We start from the raw sequence: 17,235 nt of genomic DNA on the forward strand, positions 1-17,235 counted from the left end.
CGCGCCCGCTCAATCGCAGGGCCGCAGCGATCCATACGTCCTCGGGCGCCGGACACGCGCTAACCGCAATCGCCCGGCAGGATTGATTCGATCCTGAGGTGATCCATGCGTCGCGACGCCGTTGCCCCATCGCTGCTGCTGACTGCGCTGGCAGTGGCATGCCTTCCGTTCGCTGATGCCGCCGCTGTGGCGCTGGTCGACTCGCCGCTCGTCTCCGGGGCAGCTACCACCAGCAGCTCCAGCAGCAACGCGCCGGCCGCGACACCTGCGTTTGCCGCCAGCAAGATCGTGCTGGTGGGCGATTCCACCACGGCGGTGCAAGGCGGCTGGGGCCCGAGCGTCTGCGCGCAGCATGTGACCTCGTTCCTGAGCTGCCTCAACCTGGCACGCGGGGGACGCAGCACCTCGACCTATCGCGCCGAAGGGTGGTGGGACATCGCGCTCAAGGAACTGCGCAGCGGCGGTTATCGACAGGTGGTGGTGTTGATCCAGTTCGGCCACAACGATCAACCGGGCAAACCGGGGCGTTCGACGGACCTGGCGACCGAATTCCCGGCCAACCTGCGCCGCTACGTGGCCGAGGCGCGTGCTGCCGGTGCCGTGCCGGTGCTGGTCACGCCGTTGACGCGGCGGCAGTTCGCGCGCGGTGAATTGTTGGACGATCTGGCGCCCTGGGCCGAGGCCACGCGCACGCTCGCGCAGGAATTGCAGGTGCCGTTGATTGACCTGCACGCGCGCAGCCGCGCCCTGGTGCAAGGCATGGGCCCGGTGCTGGCAATGCGCCTGGCGCAGCGGCCGGCCGATCCGGAGCAGGTGCTAGCCGCGCAATCGGGCACCACCATCGGCAAGACCCCGGCGCAAACCACATCGACGCCAGCCGCGCCCGCTGTCGCCGCTGCGCGTGCACAGGACAACGCCAGTGCCGAGCCGATGGGCCAGGCCAAGCTGGCATTTGATTACACCCATCTGGGTGCGGACGGTGCCGATCTGTTCGCCGCGATTGTCGCCGACGAGCTGGCCAGGCAAGTGCCTGCGTTACGGCCGCTGTTGATTCCGTGATGGGTGAGGTGATGCCTGCAGTGTGACGTGATGCATCGCAAGCGCAGGGGTTTGCGATGCACCCACCACGTGTGAGCCTCAGCCCCGCACAGGCACCGGTGCATCCGCTTCGATCACCTGCTCGCGCTTGAGCTCTTCCCATACCGCTGCCGGAATCGCCACGCGCATCGAGGCTGCATTCGCAAGCGCCTGCTCGGCCGTGCGCGCACCCGGAATCACTGCGGACACCACCTTGGGCGCGGCGGCAAACTGCAGCGACACTGTGCGCAGATCCACGCCGTGGCGCTCGCAGATGGCGAGTGCTTTCTGGCGCTTGGCCGGCGCCCATTCCGGCACGGTGCCGTCGTAGAGATATCGCTCGCGCCCGGCCAGATAGCCCGCCAGCAGCGGCGCACCGACCACTACCGACGCGCCATGCTTTGCGATCTTCGGGAAGGTGTCGTGCAGCGCCTGCGCGTGGTCGAGCAGCGAGTACTGGCAGGCCAGCAGGAAGATATCCGGATCGGCCTCCTCGATCGCACGCAGGGCCGGCTCAGGGCGATTGACGCCAAAGCCCCAGGCCTTGATCAGGCCCTCCTTGCGCATCTTGGTCAGCTCGGGCATCGCCCCTTTCACCGCTTCGGCAAAGCGCTGTTCCCACGGCATCCCCAGGTCTTTTTCGTTCTCCGGTGACAGGTCGTGGATGTAGGCGATATCGATCTGCGACACGCCCAACCGTTGCAGGCTGTCTTCAATCGAGCGACGCACGCCGGAGGCGCTGTAGTCGTAGCGATAGTCGAAGGGCGACGGCTGCTGCCACATCGTCTTCGGCGGTTTGTCGGTTGCGGTCAGCAGGCGCCCGACCTTGGTCGACAGCACGTAGTCGTCTGCAGCGTGATTGTGCAGGTGGTGACCGGTACGGCGCTCGGACAGGCCCAGGCCGTACCACGGTGAGGTATCGAAATACCGCACGCCCGACTCCCACGCCGCAGCCAGGGTCGCTTCGCTTTGCGCATCGCTGGTGGGCGCAAAGCCATTGCCGATCGCCACGCCACCAAAGCCCAGTCGACTCGAGGGCCGATAGCGTGCGCCCTTGCTTGCGGAATTGGTCGGCAATGCGGATGCGGCGGCCTTGCCGCGCGTGGGCATCACGCTGCCCGGTGCGGAAGTCTGTGCCAACAACGGGGCGGCGGCCAATGCGGCGGTGCCGGCAGCGGCGGCGGAAAGGAACTGGCGACGGGTATTCATGGCAGAAATCCTTGCGGCGACTCGATGCACAAGGATGGTCCCGCCTGCGTGCAGACAAGGTCAGCGCAGGGACTGCGGGCCTACACATGCAGGCAACGAACGACTCACGTGCGGGTTTGGACAAGCAGGCACGTCAGCACAGGTTGTCGGCGGTCGCTGCTGGCGGTCATCTCATGCACCGCATGCTCACGACATACGGAAGTGGCCGGTGCACCGGGCCGATGTACTTCAGCGCGTGGCATTGCCTAAGAGTGGCCAACACAGCGTCGCGAGCGGTGGTCAGATGTGTGCGGACGGCACGCTGAGAACCGGAGAGTATGCGTGGTACACGCCGATTCCGAGCAGCGACCGCGCACGCATGACGGCTGTGCAGTCGTTTTTTGCTGGCCGCTCCAGATCCCTGCACACGTCTCTGTTGCACGGATCCAACTTCCGTCAGCGTATTTCCAGCAGCTGCAGCTGCGCACGCGGCGGGCCATCGCCCAGCCACAGCGTGCCCACACTGATCGGCAAGCTGAAGCGACGCGGGCCGGCGCTGCCCGGATTGATGTACAGCACACCGTCGTGGGTCTGTATCGACGGCTTGTGCGAATGCCCGCTGATGATCACATCGGCAGCAACTTCCGCTGCCAGCGTTTGCAGATCGTGCAACACATGGATGCGCACGCCTGCGATCAGCAGATCCAGCGTTTGCGGAAGCTGCGCTGCCCAGGGCTTGTTGTCGATATTGCCGGCGATCGCATGCAGCGGTGCCAGCGCCTGCAGCGCGGTGAGGATCTCCGGCTTGCCCACATCGCCGGCATGGATGATCGCCGCACAGCCCTGCAAGGCAGCCACAGCCTCTGGCCGCAGCATGCCGTGCGTGTCGGAGATCAGGCCAATGCGTAAGACGGCAGCCGTCATCGGGTGTAGGTGAAGGTGGCGGGCGATCAGGATGCACTGCCCGGCGATGCCGTCGCGTCAACGGGCCAGGTTGTCGGGCTAGCCGCATGGTCAGCGACAAGTGCTCCGCTGCGGATGATGCCCGGCACACCGTAGCGTGCCGGGCATCAATCGCGTCAGTGCATCGACTCAGCGCGCTGCGCGCGCTTCCACGCCCAGACGCTGTTGGGATCGCCCTGCAGTCCGCGCCGCCTGCTCGCACGCGCCAGTTGCCAGTACGCCCATGCCAATACCAGGGCGATCAGGTCCACGACCAGCACCGTTGCGTCCTGCCACGGCAGCACCACGCCACGCGCGGAAACACAGCTGGCCAGCGGAATCAGCGCCGTGAGGACAGCGCAGGCCAGCAACACCTCGTACGCACCACGTGCAGTGGGGCGGACCAGCGCCCACACCAGCACGGCCGCAAAGACCGCGTAATAGACATAACGCTCCTGTCCTTGCGCAAGCAGGCGTGCGGCGATGAACAAGGCCGAGATGCCGGCGACGCTGCCCAGGCAGACGCCGATGGTCAGGCGCGCCATCGCGTGGGTGCGGCGCGGTTGATCCACCAGCCGACGCTTGCGGCGTGTTTCGATCCACAACAGGTTGCCGCTGTAGAACAGGAACGCACCGCCCAGCCCGAGCAGGAAATACAGCCACTGCACCGGTGCATGCCCGAAGTTGCCGAAGTGCAGCCCTTGCAGCCCGCGCAAGGCGGCGGTGCCTGTCGACATCGCCCTTGGTTCGAGCACGCGCAGGACCTGGCCGGTTGCCGCGTCCAATGCCACGCCACCGAGTGTGTTGAGGCGGCGCTGATCGTTGTGGCCATACACTTCCGCGCGTGCATTGGCATCGCCTGCATCATGGAACCCGATGCTCTCCGGTACCAAGCCCGGGCTGGCTGCGCGCGCCTTGTCCAGCAGCACCGCAACCGGCAACACCGGCGCCGCACGCCTGGCTGCTTGCACATGCGGTGTGAGTTCGAACTCCGGCGCCAGGATCTGCATCAGCTTGCCGTCGAACACCAGGAACTGGAACGGCGCCAGCAACAGCACGCCCAGGCACAACACCGCGCCGGACCAGGCAAAGATCACATGGAACGGCAGCGACAACATGCCGACCACATTGTGCGCGTCCTGCCACAGGCGCTTGAGGTTATGACCCGGCCGCAGTGCGAACAGGTCCTTGAAGAACACCGGCGCGTACAACACCACCCCGCTGAGCAACGCCAGCCCGTACAGCACGCTCACCACACCGAACAGATAGGTGCCGAACACGCGTGGCAGGCCGGCGGTGAAGTGCAGGTCGTAGAGGAAATCGGCAAAGCCCACGCGCTGCGGCAGTATCAACAGGCGGCCATCGGCGGCCTGTTGATACTGCCGCATGCCGCCACTGGCCTCGGCCTGCGGCCCATACCAGTACAGCCGCGGGATCGGCCCGTGCTCGCCGGGCAGCAGCACCAGGAAGGAGTCGGCCACCTGCGGATGCCGGGCGATCACCGCATCCAGCAAGGTCTGCGTGGCGGCGACAGGATCTGCCGGCGCACGCTGTGTGACAGGCGGCGTGGCCTGCCAGCCGCTCAGTTCATGCGTGAACACGGTGATGGCGCCGGCGTAGAAGGCGATGAACAAGGCCATGCCCGCCAACAGACCCATCCAGCTGTGGACCGACAGAAACGCGCGCAAGGTCGATGCTTTCATGCGCCCAGCTCCGTCCAGCCCAATGCCTTGATGCCTGCAAGCGCGAGGTAGCACAGCAGCGTCAGCCCGCCGAGCACGGCCCAGGCGCGCGATGCGCGACGGAACACGAACGGCAGCGCCATCGCACCCACCCAGGCCGGAAACATCAGCAGCAGCCATGCCAGCGTGTAACTCTGCTGCGGCCCCGGCAGCAACAGGGCGCACAGGCCGACCACGCCGACCGCCAGCGGCAGGCCCAGCACCACTGCGGCCAGCCACCTAGCCCACATGGCGCACCTGCCTGCGTTGCGTGCGCGCCTGCTGCCAGGCATCCAGATACGGCAGCGCCACCGCCACCAGCATCAGCGCCGTCACTGCGGCGAAGATGCCGGCCCAGGTGCCCAAGGCCTGCATGGCGCAGCCCAGCGACAGCAGCAGCAATGCGCTGGCGCCGATGCGTAGCGCGCGTGCGGACAGCCGGCGCTGCGGCCACAGGCGCTGATGCCGTGTTGCCAGATAGAACGCCAGCGCCGACGCCGCAGCGCCGAGCAAGTAGCACCAGGTCATCAAACCGCTCATGCCTGCGCCCGCGTCGAAGCGGAGAAACGCAACACACCGAGCTGCACCGGCCACATGCCGCCACGCCGCGCGCCGACACACAGCGAATATGTAACCCACACCAGTGCATGCGCGCATCCAGCGATGCGCACACCATGGACAAACGGCTCAACCATCGAAGAAACCACAGCCATCAAAACGCCCACGCACAACACTCCCGTACACACGGTCGACGGAAGGCATGGCGGCGGCTGTGCCCGGCAGCCCTCCCCGGGCCGCCTAATGAGCGGGTGGCACCCCTGTCGCACCGCCCGGTGGGCGCGCGCAGCGAGGTATTGGCCGCTCTACGGCGCGCAATCTAACAGGTGCCACAGCGCCGGACCAGCGGTCCGGCGCTGTGTGTGCTGCATCAGCCCTGCGGCGTCAGCACGATGACGCCCAGCGGCGGCAACAACAGCGGCAGGGATTGCGCATGGCCATGCATGGACTGCTGCTCGGCGCTCACCACACCGCCATTGCCCAGGTTCGCACCGCCGTAGATGCCGGCATCGCTATTGAACACCTCGCGCCACTGGCCGCCTTGCGGCACGCCGATGCGGTAGCCGTGCTGCACGATCGGGGTGAAGTTGATCACTACCAGCACCGGCGCATCGCCGCGCTTTGCCTTGCGCAGGAACGCGACCACGCTGTTGGCCGCGTCATCGCCAACCACCCAGGCAAACCCGGCCGGGTCGTCGTCCTGCGCGTGCAGCGCGGGGTATTCGACATACAGCCGATTCAGATCGCGCACCAGGGTCTGCACGCCACGATGGCGCGGGTCGTCGAGCAGATGCCAGGGGATGCCGCCGTCGTGGTTCCACTCGGTGGGCTGGCCGAATTCGCAGCCCATGAACAGCAACTTGCGCCCCGGGTGGGTGAACATGTAACCCAGGTAGGCGCGCAGGTTGGCAAAGCGCTGCCAGTCGTCGCCCGGCATGCGGCCGAGCAACGAGCCCTTGCCGTGCACCACTTCGTCGTGCGAGATCGGCAGCACGAAGCGCTCCGAATACGCATAGACCATGCTGAAGGTCAGCTCGCCATGGTGATAACGGCGGTAGATCGGATCCAGCGCCGCGTAATGCAGGGTGTCGTGCATCCAGCCCATGTTCCACTTGTAGTGGAAGCCCAGGCCGCCGTGTGCCACATCGGCAGTGACGCCGGGGAACGCGGTGGATTCCTCGGCAATCATTACCGCACCCGGGGTGTGCTCGCGCACCACCTCGTTGAGCCGGCGCAGGAAGGCGATGGTCTCGTAGTTCTCGCGCCCGCCATGGATGTTGGGCACCCACTCGCCGGCATTGCGGCTGTAGTCGCGGTACAGCATCGAGGCCACCGCATCCACGCGCAGGCCGTCGACGTGGAAGCGCTGCAGGAACTCCAGCGCACTGGCGATCAGGAACCCGGACACCTCGCGCCGCCCGTGGTTGTAGATCAGCGTATTCCAGTCGCGGTGGAAGCCTTCGCGCGGGTCGGCATGTTCGTACAGCGCGGTGCCGTCGAAATGCGCCAGGCCGTGGGCGTCGGTGGGGAAATGCGCCGGTACCCAGTCGACGATCACGCCGATGCCTTCGCGGTGGCAGCGATCGACGAAGCGGGCGAAGCCATCCGGCGAGCCGAAGCGCGCGGTCGGCGCGAACAGGCCCAGCGGCTGATAGCCCCACGAGCCGCCGAACGGATGCTCGGTGACCGGCATCAGCTCGACGTGGGTGAAGCCCATGTCGGCCACGTACGGAATCAGGCGATCGGCCAGACCATCCCAGTCCAGATCCACGCCTTCTTCGCGCAACCAGGAACCGGCATGCATCTCGTAGATGCTCATCGGGGCGTCGTGCGCCTGGCGGCGTGCACGCGTGGCCATCCAGCCGTCGTCGCTCCACTGGTGCGCCGTGGGATCGGCCACGATCGAGGCCGTGCCCGGCGCAAGCTCGGCGCGACGCGCGACCGGGTCCGCCTTGGCCGGCAGCTCATGGCCATGCGGGCCGCGCAACTGGTACTTGTAATGCGCGCCGGGACCGACGTCGGGTACGAACAGCTCCCACACGCCGGACTGGTGCCGCAGCCGCATCGGGTGGCGGCGTGCATCCCAACTATTGAAGTCGCCCACCACCGCCACGCGCGAGGCATTGGGTGCCCACACCGCAAAGCGCGTGCCGCGCACGCCGTCCACCTCCACCACGTTGGCGCCCAGCGCATCGGCCAGCTGCAGGTGGTGGCCTTCGCTGATCAGGTGCAGGTCGAAGTCGCTCAGTTGTGGACCGAAGGCGTACGGGTCGGCAGTCTCCTGCTCGCCACCGGGCCAGCCAATGCGCAGCCGATACCCGCCCTGTGCCGGCAACTCACCGGCAAACAGACCCGGCTCCGGGCCAGCGTCCAGTGCCACCACCTGCCCGTCGTCGAGCATCGCACTGACGCGTTCGGCGCCAGGCAGATAGGTGCGCAACAGCCGCCCGGTGTCGGTCGGGTGCGCGCCCAATACGGCGAAGGCGTCGCCGTGGCGCGCCTCAGCCAGGGCGCGTATCACGCCGGGATCCCATCGATTGGTCACTGCTGTCATTACTCCACTCATCATGTGTCTCCTGCACCGGCGCGTGCGCGTTGCAGGATGCGTCGCAAGCCTTCGATCGGCACCATCAACCAGCCAGGGCGATTGGCGGCCTCATAACGCACTTCGTAGCAAGCCTTTTCCACCAGGAACAACAAGGTGGCTGCGTTGAACGCCGCCGGCGCAATCCACGGATGGGCGCTGGCGTCGAGCACGGCATGGTAAGCGTCCAGGAAGGCCTGTGTGGAGCGGCGGCGGAACTGAACCAGAAATTCATCCAGATGCGTGTCCACACCGACGCCCGCGCGTGCGGCGGTGCCCTCCTCGCCCCGTGCCGACACTTCGCTGGCGTAATCGAGCGAACGCAGGAACCCGGCTACATCGCGTAACGGGCTGGCCTTGGCGCGCCGCTCGACCAGCGGCTTGGCCGGCTCGCCTTCGAAGTCGATCAACACCACATCGTCGAAGGCAACCAGGATCTGGCCCAGGTGGAAATCGCCATGCACGCGCGTGAGTAACGAGTCGGCCAACACGCTCGGCGCTTTCGCGAGCAAGGCATCCAGCTGCGGGCGCTCGGCCAGCACCGCTTCCAGCGCCTCGCGTTCGCCGCTGTCTTCGCTGCTGACCAGGCGCGCATTGACGGTGTCCCACATCTCTTCGACCTGCCGCGCCACACCGGCCACCACATCGTTGGCGGTGGGCAGATCGATCCGCTGCGGTGCGAAGTCCGCATCGTCCGTCTGCCGCGACAGCGCTTCGTGCAACTCCGCCAGGCGCTTGCCGACCACCGCCGCAAACGCGTCGTAGCCGACAATGGCTTCGGCACGTGCTTCGTCGGTTTGCGCGGTGGCGTATTCGTCGAAGCTGCGGGCCAGATGATCGAGGGTCCAGCGCCAGGCATCGCCTTGATTGCGGATGAAGCCCTGCAACAGCGCAATCGTGGTGAGGGTGCCCTGCCCGTCGACGCGGCTGACGCTGCCCAGCAGCGGCGCCGCGTTGGCGTAACCCAGCTCGGTCAGGCGACGGCCGATTTCGATTTCCGGGTTCGCACCGATCGCCACATGCCGCAGCAGCTTGAACACGGCCTTGTCGGCGACCACCAGCGAGCTGTTGCTCTGTTCGGCCGACAACCAGCGGATGTCTGGATCCTGTGGAATATCCAGTGTCGCCAGCGCCGGGGTGGCTTCGAAACGTACCTGCCCCTGCTGCGATGCGTCGTCGCCATCGCAGAAGTCCAGCGCTGCATTGCTGCGCAGCGCATCGATCACGCCGCGCACCATGGGCTTGAGCGCGAACGCATCGGTGAGATAGCCCACCTCACGGCCTTGACGCACGCGCGCCAGCGCCAATTGCTCAGCCAAGGTGCTGGGCTGCTCGCGCTCCCACACGATGCCCACCGGCAACATGTAGCGCTCGTGGCGGCCGTCTTCCAGCTCCACGTCCAGCTCCAGCAGCGTCATCGGTTCATCGCCCGGCAGGGGGGTGCGGCGCGAGATGCGCACGCTGCGCAGCGCCTGGTCCTTGGCCGAGAACCAGCGCCGCGCCGACAGCCACGCCGGCAGGATTTCGCCCTCCAGGGTGGGCAGATGCGGCAGCAGCGCGCTGCTTTCGTCGGTATCGCTGCGCAGCACCAGCGTGCGGTAGTCCGGCAACGGCACCGGGCTGGGCACATGCCAGTCCGGCAGCGTGCCTTCGCTGACCAGCTGGAACGCGTAGAAGCCGAACGGCGGCACCGTGAGCAGGTAGGTCAGCCGGCCGATCGGCGGGAAGCTGCCGCCGCCGATGATGTCCACCGGCACGCGGCCTTCGAACTCGGACAGGTCCAGCTCCACCGCCTGCAGCGTGTGCGACAGGTTGGCCACGCACAGCACGGTTTCGTCCTGATGGCAGCGCAGGTACGCCAGCATGCGGCGATTGCCGGGGTACAAAAAGCGCAGCGTGCCACGCCCGAACGCCCGGTAGCGCTTGCGCACGCTGAGCACGCGGCGGGTCCAGGTCAGCAGCGAATGCTGGTCGCGGATCTGCGCTTCCACATTCACCGCCTGGAAGCCGTACAGCGGGTCCATCACTGGCGGCAGCACCAATTGCGCGGGATCGGCGCGCGAGAAACCGCCGTTGCGGTCGATCGACCACTGCATCGGCGTGCGCACGCCATCGCGGTCGCCCAGATGGATGTTGTCGCCCATGCCGATCTCGTCGCCGTAGTACAGCACTGGCGTGCCGGGCATGGTCAGCAGCAGGGAGGTCATCAGTTCGATACGGCGGCGGTCGCGCTCCAGCAGCGGCGCCAGGCGACGCCGAATCCCCAGGTTGATGCGCGCACGGCGATCGGAGGCGTAGGTCTGCCACAGATAATCGCGTTCCGAGTCGGTGACCATTTCCAGCGTCAACTCGTCGTGGTTACGCAGGAAGATCGCCCACTGGCAACTCTCCGGAATTTCCGGGGTCTGGCGCATGATGTCGGTGATCGGGAAGCGGTCTTCGCGCGCGATCGCCATGTACATGCGCGGCATCAGCGGGAAGTGGAACGCCATATGGCATTCGTCGGCATTCTGGCCGAAGTATTGCTGCGTATCTTCCGGCCACATGTTGGCCTCGGCCAGCAGCATGCGGTCCGGATATTCGGCATCCAGCGTGGCGCGGATCTTGCGCAGGATGGCGTGGGTTTCCGGCAGGTTCTCGTTGGAAGTGCCCGAACGCTCGATGAGGTACGGCACCGCATCCAGACGCAAGCCATCCACGCCGCGGTCCAGCCAGAAGCGCATCACTTCCAGCACCGCCTCCAGCACGGCGGGATTGTCGAAGTTCAGGTCCGGCTGGTGCGAATAGAAGCGGTGCCAGAAGTACTGCCCGGCCACCGGGTCCCAGGTCCAGTTGGATTTTTCGGTATCGCAGAAAATGATCCGCGTGCCTTGGTATTCCTGGTCGGTATCGGACCACACGTAAAAGTCGCGCTCGGGCGAGCCGGCCGGTGCGTTGCGTGCGCGCTGAAACCACGGGTGTTGATCGGAGGTGTGGTTGATCACCAGCTCGGTCACGATGCGGATGCCGCGCGCATGCGCCTGCGCCACCAGCTGCTCGAAGTCTTCGATGCTGCCGTAGTCCGGATGCACCGCCATGTATTCGGCGATGTCGTAACCGTCGTCGCGGCGCGGGCTGGGATAGAACGGCAACAGCCAGATGGTGTCCACGCCCAGTTCGGCGATGTAGTCCAGCTTGGAGATCAACCCCGGAAAATCGCCGATGCCATCGTCGTTGGAGTCGAAGAACGACTTGACGTGCACCTGGTAGATGATCGCGTCCTTGTACCAGAGCTGGTCGGCGACCACCGCCGACTGTTCTGCATCGGCTTGTAAAGCGGGAACTGCATTCATGCGACCTCTCCTGCGCGGATGCGCCATAACGCGAACGGTCGCGCTGCCTCTACACGGATGTGCTGGTACTTGCCTTGCCATTCGAAACGGTGCCCGTCCCACAGATCGTCCACGGCAACGGTGGCGTGATCGGGCAGGCCCAGTTCCCACAACGGGATTTCGATATCCGCGTCCTGGCCGGCATGCGGGTCCAGGTTGATCGCCACCAGCACCATGCTGCGGCTGCGCGACAGATACCCGGCGTCCAGGAATTTGCCGAAGTACAGCACCTGGTCGTTGTGCGCCTGATAGAAACGTGTGCCCAGATGCGACTGCAATTCCGGGTGCATGCGCCGCAGCTGGTTGAAGCGGGTGATCTCGTCGACGATGTCGCCGGGTGCGCGCTCGGGCCAGGCACGCAGCTGGAATTTCTCCGAGTCCAGGTACTCTTCCTTGCCCGGCGCCAGCGGCGTGGCCTCGCACAGCTCGAAGCCCTGATACATGCCCCACAAGCCTGACAGCGTGGTCGCCAGCGCGGCGCGGATCAGGTGCCCGTTGCGCCCGCTGGTCTGCAGGAACAGCGGATTGATGTCCGGCGTATTGACGAAGAAGTGCGGGCGGAAGCACTCGCGTGGCACGCCCTGGTTCAACTCTTCCACATACTCCTGCAGCTCGTGCTTGTGGTTGCGCCAGGTGAAGTAGGTATACGACTGCGAGAAACCGCACTTGGCCAGGCGGTACATCATCTTGGGCCGGGTGAAGGCCTCCGACAGGAACACCACGTCCGGCCGGCGCCCGCGGATGTCGGCAATCAGCCACTCCCAGAACGGGAACGGCTTGGTATGCGGGTTGTCCACACGGAACAGGGTGATGCCTTCGTTGACCCAGAACAGCACCGCATCGCGCAGCGTGTTCCACAGGTCCGGTACCGCGCCGCTGGCGTAGAAGTCGACGTTGACGATGTCCTGGTATTTCTTCGGCGGATTTTCCGCGTATGGAATCGAGCCATCCGCGCGCCAGGTGAACCAGTCCTTGTGGTCCTTCAACCACGGATGATCCGGCGCGCACTGGATCGCAAAATCCAGCGCCACTTCCAGGCCATGCGCACGCGCGGCCTGGATCAGGCGACGAAACCCGTCCAGCCCGCCGAGCTCGGCATGCACCTCGGTGTGGCCGCCATCGGTGGCACCGATCGCATACGGGCTGCCCGGTTCGCCATCGACCGCAGTGACCGAGTTGTTGCGGCCCTTGCGATTTTTCGCACCGATCGGATGGATCGGCGGCATGTACAACACATCGAAGTTCATCGCGCGGATATGCGGCAGCCGCTTGATCACATCATCGAAAGTGCCATGCCGGCTGACATCACCGCTTTGCGAGCGCGGAAACAACTCGTACCAGCTGGCGAAATGCGCCGCGCGGCGTTCCGATTCGACCCGGAACGTCACCGGATACTCCGAGCGGAACGGCTTGTCGTCGGCCAGCGCCATCGCCTGCGCGGTGTCCGGCTCCAACACGATGGCCAGCTGCTGCAAGGGTTCGCTCTGCGCACCGATGCGGGTGAGCAGGCCCTGCAAGCGCTCAGCCAGCGCGCCCTCGCCGCGTGATTGTGCCGCCTGTACGACCGCGATCGCTTCCTGCACATCGACCGGCAGCACAGTGTTGGCAGCGCGCTTTTTTTCCAGATCCGCATGCAAGGTGGCAAATACATCGCGCCACGCCTCGACGCGGAATTCATAGGTGCCGATGCGCTCCAACGGAAACTCGGTGCGCCAGCGGTCGTTGCCCAGTGCACGCATCGGTGCGCTGGACCAGGTCTTGGCGTCGGCCGGCCGCCACAGCACCGCCACCGCGATGCGGTCGTGCCCGTCGCAGAAGGCATCGGCTTCCACACAGATGCGGTCACCCACGCTGCGCTTGACCGGGAAGCGGCCGTTCTCCACCGACGGCGTCACCGACTCGATACAGACACGCGGCCAGGCACCGGCCGTCTGTGCGCGCGGGCGCATGCGTGGCACTGCCAGCACATGGCGCGCCGGCACGCTGCGATACACACGCACCTCGCCCGGCTCAAGCGCATCCAGCGTGGCGCCGGACAAGCTGCGGCCATCTTCTGCCACCAGGGCCTCGGCATCGCCGAGTAGTCGCAGCAAATCAGAGGCAGGCACCGGCACCACGTGGCGCGTGTCGCCATTGATCAATAACAAGCAGGGCAAGCCACCCAACGGCTCGACTGCCACGGCGGTGAGCCCGGTCGCCTCACGCAGCAGCGGACGCAGCCGCAAACCGGCAGTGCTGGTCGGCAGACCATCGGTTGCACGGATCGACAGCGGCAATGCATCCAATTGCGCATCGTCCAGCAACCAGGAACCGCCCAGCGCCAACGCCAATTGCCAATGCTGCTCCGGCGCCGCGGCACGCTTGCCGTCGGGCGCATCCAGCACCGCAACGACCTGATTCGCCAGCGCCCGCAATGCGGTGTCTTCGTCGAAGAACCAGCTGCCGCGGCCATCCCACCACGCGAGCGACGAGAACGCCGCATCGAACCGGGCACCGGCCAGCTGCTGCAAGGCCTCCAGACCCAAGCCTGGCGTCCACGCGGCGAACACCACCTCCGGCGCCTGTGCGTGTACGCGCGCGATCAACTCGCGCCAGCGCTGCACCGGCACTTGCTGCGGCTGCAAGAGACGGAAACCACCGACGCCTTGGCCGACCCACTCCAGCAGGCGCGCGCTCCACCACTCCACCAGCGCCGCACCTTCTTGCGCATAGGCAAAGCGGGCTTCGGCAACCTCCGGCGTAGCACGCGGCTGGCGCGGGTCCGGCACGGCCGTACTGCGCGCCCGGAACCACTGCGGATTGTCGCGCACCACCGCACTGGCCCCACCCACTTCATCCAGACGCACGTCGATCAACAGCTTCACGCCTGCGCGGTTCGCGACCTGCACTGCCGCTTGCAAACGCTCAGCGTGCGCGTCGTTGCCTGCAGATGGCTCGACCAAGCGACCTTCCGCATCGCGCTCGAAGGGTGCGGCCATCACCACGTAATCGCAGCCAGCTTCACGCGCAGCCAGGCAGCGCTGCTCCAGCCCGGTCGAGGTCTTCGTTGCTTCGTTGAGAACACAGATCCGCATGGCGCCCCCCTCAGCAGATAACGGTGCGCAGACGCACCGTCACGCTGGAGGCCAGCGCACGCGTGTCATGTCGCAGTGTCGCGAGCCTCTGCTCACCGCACACCACACCACCATCTGCACGCACCGAACCGTGCTGTCTTGACGCTTGCCGGCACGCTGCCCGACCCACCCTGCCACTCGTGACTGCACTCATGCGCAACTCCGCAACGATTCTTGACCCAGGCAGTCAAGCACCCCCACTGCGAATTTCATGTGTCGGTGGAATTGACGAAAATCAAACAAGCGCGGCGGTGGTGCGTGAGCAGAGCATCAGGACTCGCGTGAGCGGCCGCGTGGCAAGCGCCACCGTGAGTCCGTGGTGCAAGCAACGCATCGGTGCGTGCTGAAGTGTGTGGCGCTGCAGATCGCGATTGCGCGCTCAGCGCCATGTCTTGGATGTGCGCGGCATCCGTACCACGTGCAGGTGTGCACCCGGCCTGCCCCCCTGTGCCAGGCAGTGAGAGGAGCGACGTTGTAAGCGGCAATCTGTGCTTGCCGCACGGACTGTCACTCATCGACTCGACAAGCCACAACCGTGTGCAGCACGCCACGATGCCAAGGCGCTGCGCGCGGCGTTCATCCCGAGGTCCCGGCATCTTCGAACGCGGGATCGCGCGCCCTCTGCCTCTACAGTCGCAGCCCTATCAGTTGCTGCGCTAAAAAATAAAGCGTCTCCCCCGGCATTTAAAGTTTTAATTTACTGGGAATTTCTCAGCGTTCGATGTCATCTTTAAATATATTATTCAACTATAAATAGCCCTAGCTGCTGCTCACTGAACTTCCTTCCTCTAACGACCGCCGATTGAAAAATAGGGCTTTTCTGGCCGGCATGTAAGGATTCTCCCTACAGCCATAGCGGACTCGGCCAATTAAACTATCGTTAGGGGCGACGCATCAGCGTCGGTGATAGCGATTACCGGTCAGGCGGTCGTTGGCAAATGGATAGTGGCATAGAGGGAAAGGTGCGCTTGCGCGCCACGTGGTGTGCTGTGCTTATCGCAGGCGCCATCAATCAGGTCTCCGCACAACAGATCACCGATCCTGCAGCGCAAGAACTATTGCGCCAGCAGGAACGTGAGCGCGTCTTGCGTGAACAACAGGAAGCGCGGCCGGATGTGCGCCTCGAACGTGCCCCGGACGACGGCACCGAACGCTTGCCGAAAACCGAAGCGCCCTGCTTCTTGATCGAGCGCATTGTGCTCGATGGTCCAGGCGCGGACGGTTTTCGTTGGGCCTTGAAGTCGGCCAACACCAAGGATGATCCGGCAACCGGGCGCTGTCTCGGTACCGACGGCATCAATCTGGTGATGAAACGGGTGCAGAACGCAGTGATTGCACGCGGTTATGTCACCACCCGAGTACTGGCGGCCCCACAGGACCTCACCGGCGGCACCCTGACGCTGTCGCTGGTGCCAGGGCGTCTGCATGCCGCGCGCTTCAGCGAACCCGACTCGGCGCGGGCAGCGATTGCCAACGCAGTGCCGGCACGTCGCGGTGAGTTGCTCAACCTGCGCGACATCGAGCAAGGCCTGGAAAACTTCCAGCGCGTGCCGACGGTCACGGCGGATATCCAGATTGCACCCGCCGAAGGTAGCGGCGCAGGACCAGGCGAAAGCGATCTGGCAATCGCCTGGCAGCAACGTTCACGCATCCGTGCCAGCCTGAGCCTGGACGATGCCGGCAGCGATGCGACTGGCAAACTGCAGGCCAACGGCACGCTCTCGCTGGACAATCCGCTCGGACTCAACGAGTTGTTCTACGTCAGCCTGGGCAAAGGCGTGTTCAACGGCGCCGGCAAGGACACCGACAGCTGGACCGTGCACTACGACGTTCCATACGGCTATTGGTTGTTCGGCGCAACTGCAAGTTCCTACGATTACAGCCAGGCCGTTGCCGGTGCCATCGAGACCTACGATTACAGTGGCCGTAGCCGCAATGCAGAAGCGCGCATCGACCGCCTGGTGTTCCGCAACGCGGCCATCAAGTTCGGGGCCTATGGCCGCGGTTGGTGGCGGCAGTCGACCAGCGCAATCGACGATACCGAGATCGCAGTGCAACGGCGCCGCACCGCTGGTTGGGAGCTGGGGCTGAACCATCGGCAGTTTTTCGGCAAGGTCACGTTAGACGCCAGTCTGGCCTATCGGCGCGGTACCGGTGCATTTGGCGCCTTACGCGCCCCGGAAGAACTCGCCCACGCGTTCGATCCGTCGATCCCGCTGGAGGGCACTTCGCGCATCAAGCTCATCGTGGCCGATGCGCAGCTGATGGTGCCGTTTCAGATCGGCAATCAGCGCCTGCGCTACAGCGCGTCCTGGCGCGCGCAATGGAACCGCACGCCGATGGCTCCGCAGGATCGCTTCGCGATCGGTGGGCGCTTCACCGTGCGTGGCTTCGATGGCGAGGCGACCTTGAGCGGTGATCGCGGCTGGTCGCTACGCAATGACCTCGCCCTGGCAGTGGGCGGCGGGCTGGAAGCGTATCTGGGTGCCGATTACGGGCGCATCGGCGGTCAATCCACGCGTTTTCAGGCCGGCGATCACCTGGCCGGCATGAGTCTGGGCCTGCGCGGTGGATGGCAGCATTTTTCGCTGGAGACCTTCCTGGGGTCCGCACTCGAAAAACCGGCCAATTTCCCGACCGACTACACCACCTTCGGCTTCAGCCTGTCCTGGCGTTATTGA

General features: G+C 65.5%; 10 protein-coding genes and 1 other RNA gene. 2 read left to right on the forward strand and 9 right to left on the reverse strand.

Going from position 1 to position 17,235, the window contains the following annotated elements; translation table 11 throughout:
• Nucleotides 1–105: 105 nt before the first annotated feature.
• Complete coding sequence (locus tag M0D43_RS10560) at nucleotides 106–1,059, forward strand: rhamnogalacturonan acetylesterase (protein WP_252164583.1); 954 nt, start codon at nucleotides 106–108, stop codon at nucleotides 1,057–1,059.
• Nucleotides 1,060–1,137: 78 nt separating this feature from the next.
• On the opposite strand, the gene M0D43_RS10565 is transcribed toward M0D43_RS10560, so the two are convergent.
• The 9 genes from M0D43_RS10565 to M0D43_RS10605 all read right to left on the reverse strand — a co-directional run bounded on the left by M0D43_RS10565 (nucleotide 1,138) and on the right by M0D43_RS10605 (nucleotide 14,515).
• Nucleotides 1,138–2,286, reverse strand: coding sequence for an aldo/keto reductase (locus M0D43_RS10565; RefSeq protein WP_252164584.1), 1,149 nt, complete (start codon nucleotides 2,284–2,286; stop codon nucleotides 1,138–1,140).
• A 253-nt stretch (nucleotides 2,287–2,539) separates the two neighbouring features.
• Nucleotides 2,540–2,616, reverse strand: a non-coding RNA gene (locus M0D43_RS10570) — sX9 sRNA.
• A gap of 105 nt (nucleotides 2,617–2,721) precedes the next feature.
• Entirely contained in the window at nucleotides 2,722–3,189 is a 468-nt protein-coding gene (locus M0D43_RS10575; RefSeq protein ID WP_252164585.1) for a metallophosphoesterase family protein, read from the reverse strand.
• Between the two features lie 155 nt (nucleotides 3,190–3,344).
• Entirely contained in the window at nucleotides 3,345–4,910 is a 1,566-nt protein-coding gene (locus tag M0D43_RS10580) for a PepSY-associated TM helix domain-containing protein (protein ID WP_252164586.1), read from the reverse strand.
• Nucleotides 4,907–5,179, reverse strand: a complete 273-nt coding sequence (locus M0D43_RS10585) for a hypothetical protein (protein ID WP_026064062.1) — start codon at nucleotides 5,177–5,179, stop codon at nucleotides 4,907–4,909. The genes M0D43_RS10580 and M0D43_RS10585 overlap by 4 nt, the downstream gene beginning before the upstream one ends.
• The gene (locus M0D43_RS10590; protein ID WP_237348013.1) at nucleotides 5,169–5,468 is read right to left on the reverse strand and encodes a hypothetical protein; all 300 of its coding nucleotides are present in this window, start codon (nucleotides 5,466–5,468) and stop codon (nucleotides 5,169–5,171) included. Before M0D43_RS10590 ends, M0D43_RS10585 begins: the two co-directional genes overlap by 11 nt.
• 388 nt (nucleotides 5,469–5,856) lie before the next feature.
• Nucleotides 5,857–8,040: a 1,4-alpha-glucan branching protein GlgB gene (glgB, locus tag M0D43_RS10595; RefSeq protein ID WP_252164587.1), complete on the reverse strand. Its 2,184-nt coding sequence runs from the start codon at nucleotides 8,038–8,040 to the stop codon at nucleotides 5,857–5,859.
• A gap of 11 nt (nucleotides 8,041–8,051) precedes the next feature.
• Nucleotides 8,052–11,402 (reverse strand): maltose alpha-D-glucosyltransferase, encoded by a 3,351-nt coding sequence (gene treS, locus M0D43_RS10600; RefSeq protein ID WP_260808193.1) that lies wholly within the window; start codon nucleotides 11,400–11,402, stop codon nucleotides 8,052–8,054.
• Nucleotides 11,399–14,515 carry a maltotransferase domain-containing protein gene (locus M0D43_RS10605; protein WP_260808194.1) on the reverse strand — a complete coding sequence of 1,039 codons (3,117 nt, stop codon included), beginning with the start codon at nucleotides 14,513–14,515 and terminating at the stop codon, nucleotides 11,399–11,401. The genes treS and M0D43_RS10605 overlap by 4 nt, the downstream gene beginning before the upstream one ends.
• Nucleotides 14,516–15,492: 977 nt before the next feature.
• On the opposite strand from M0D43_RS10605, the gene M0D43_RS10610 reads away from it, so the two are divergent.
• Nucleotides 15,493–17,235, forward strand: a complete 1,743-nt coding sequence (locus M0D43_RS10610) for a ShlB/FhaC/HecB family hemolysin secretion/activation protein (RefSeq protein ID WP_260808195.1) — start codon at nucleotides 15,493–15,495, stop codon at nucleotides 17,233–17,235.

The organism is Xanthomonas prunicola (assembly GCF_025266575.1).
In the GTDB taxonomy this organism is placed as follows: domain Bacteria; phylum Pseudomonadota; class Gammaproteobacteria; order Xanthomonadales; family Xanthomonadaceae; genus Xanthomonas; species Xanthomonas prunicola.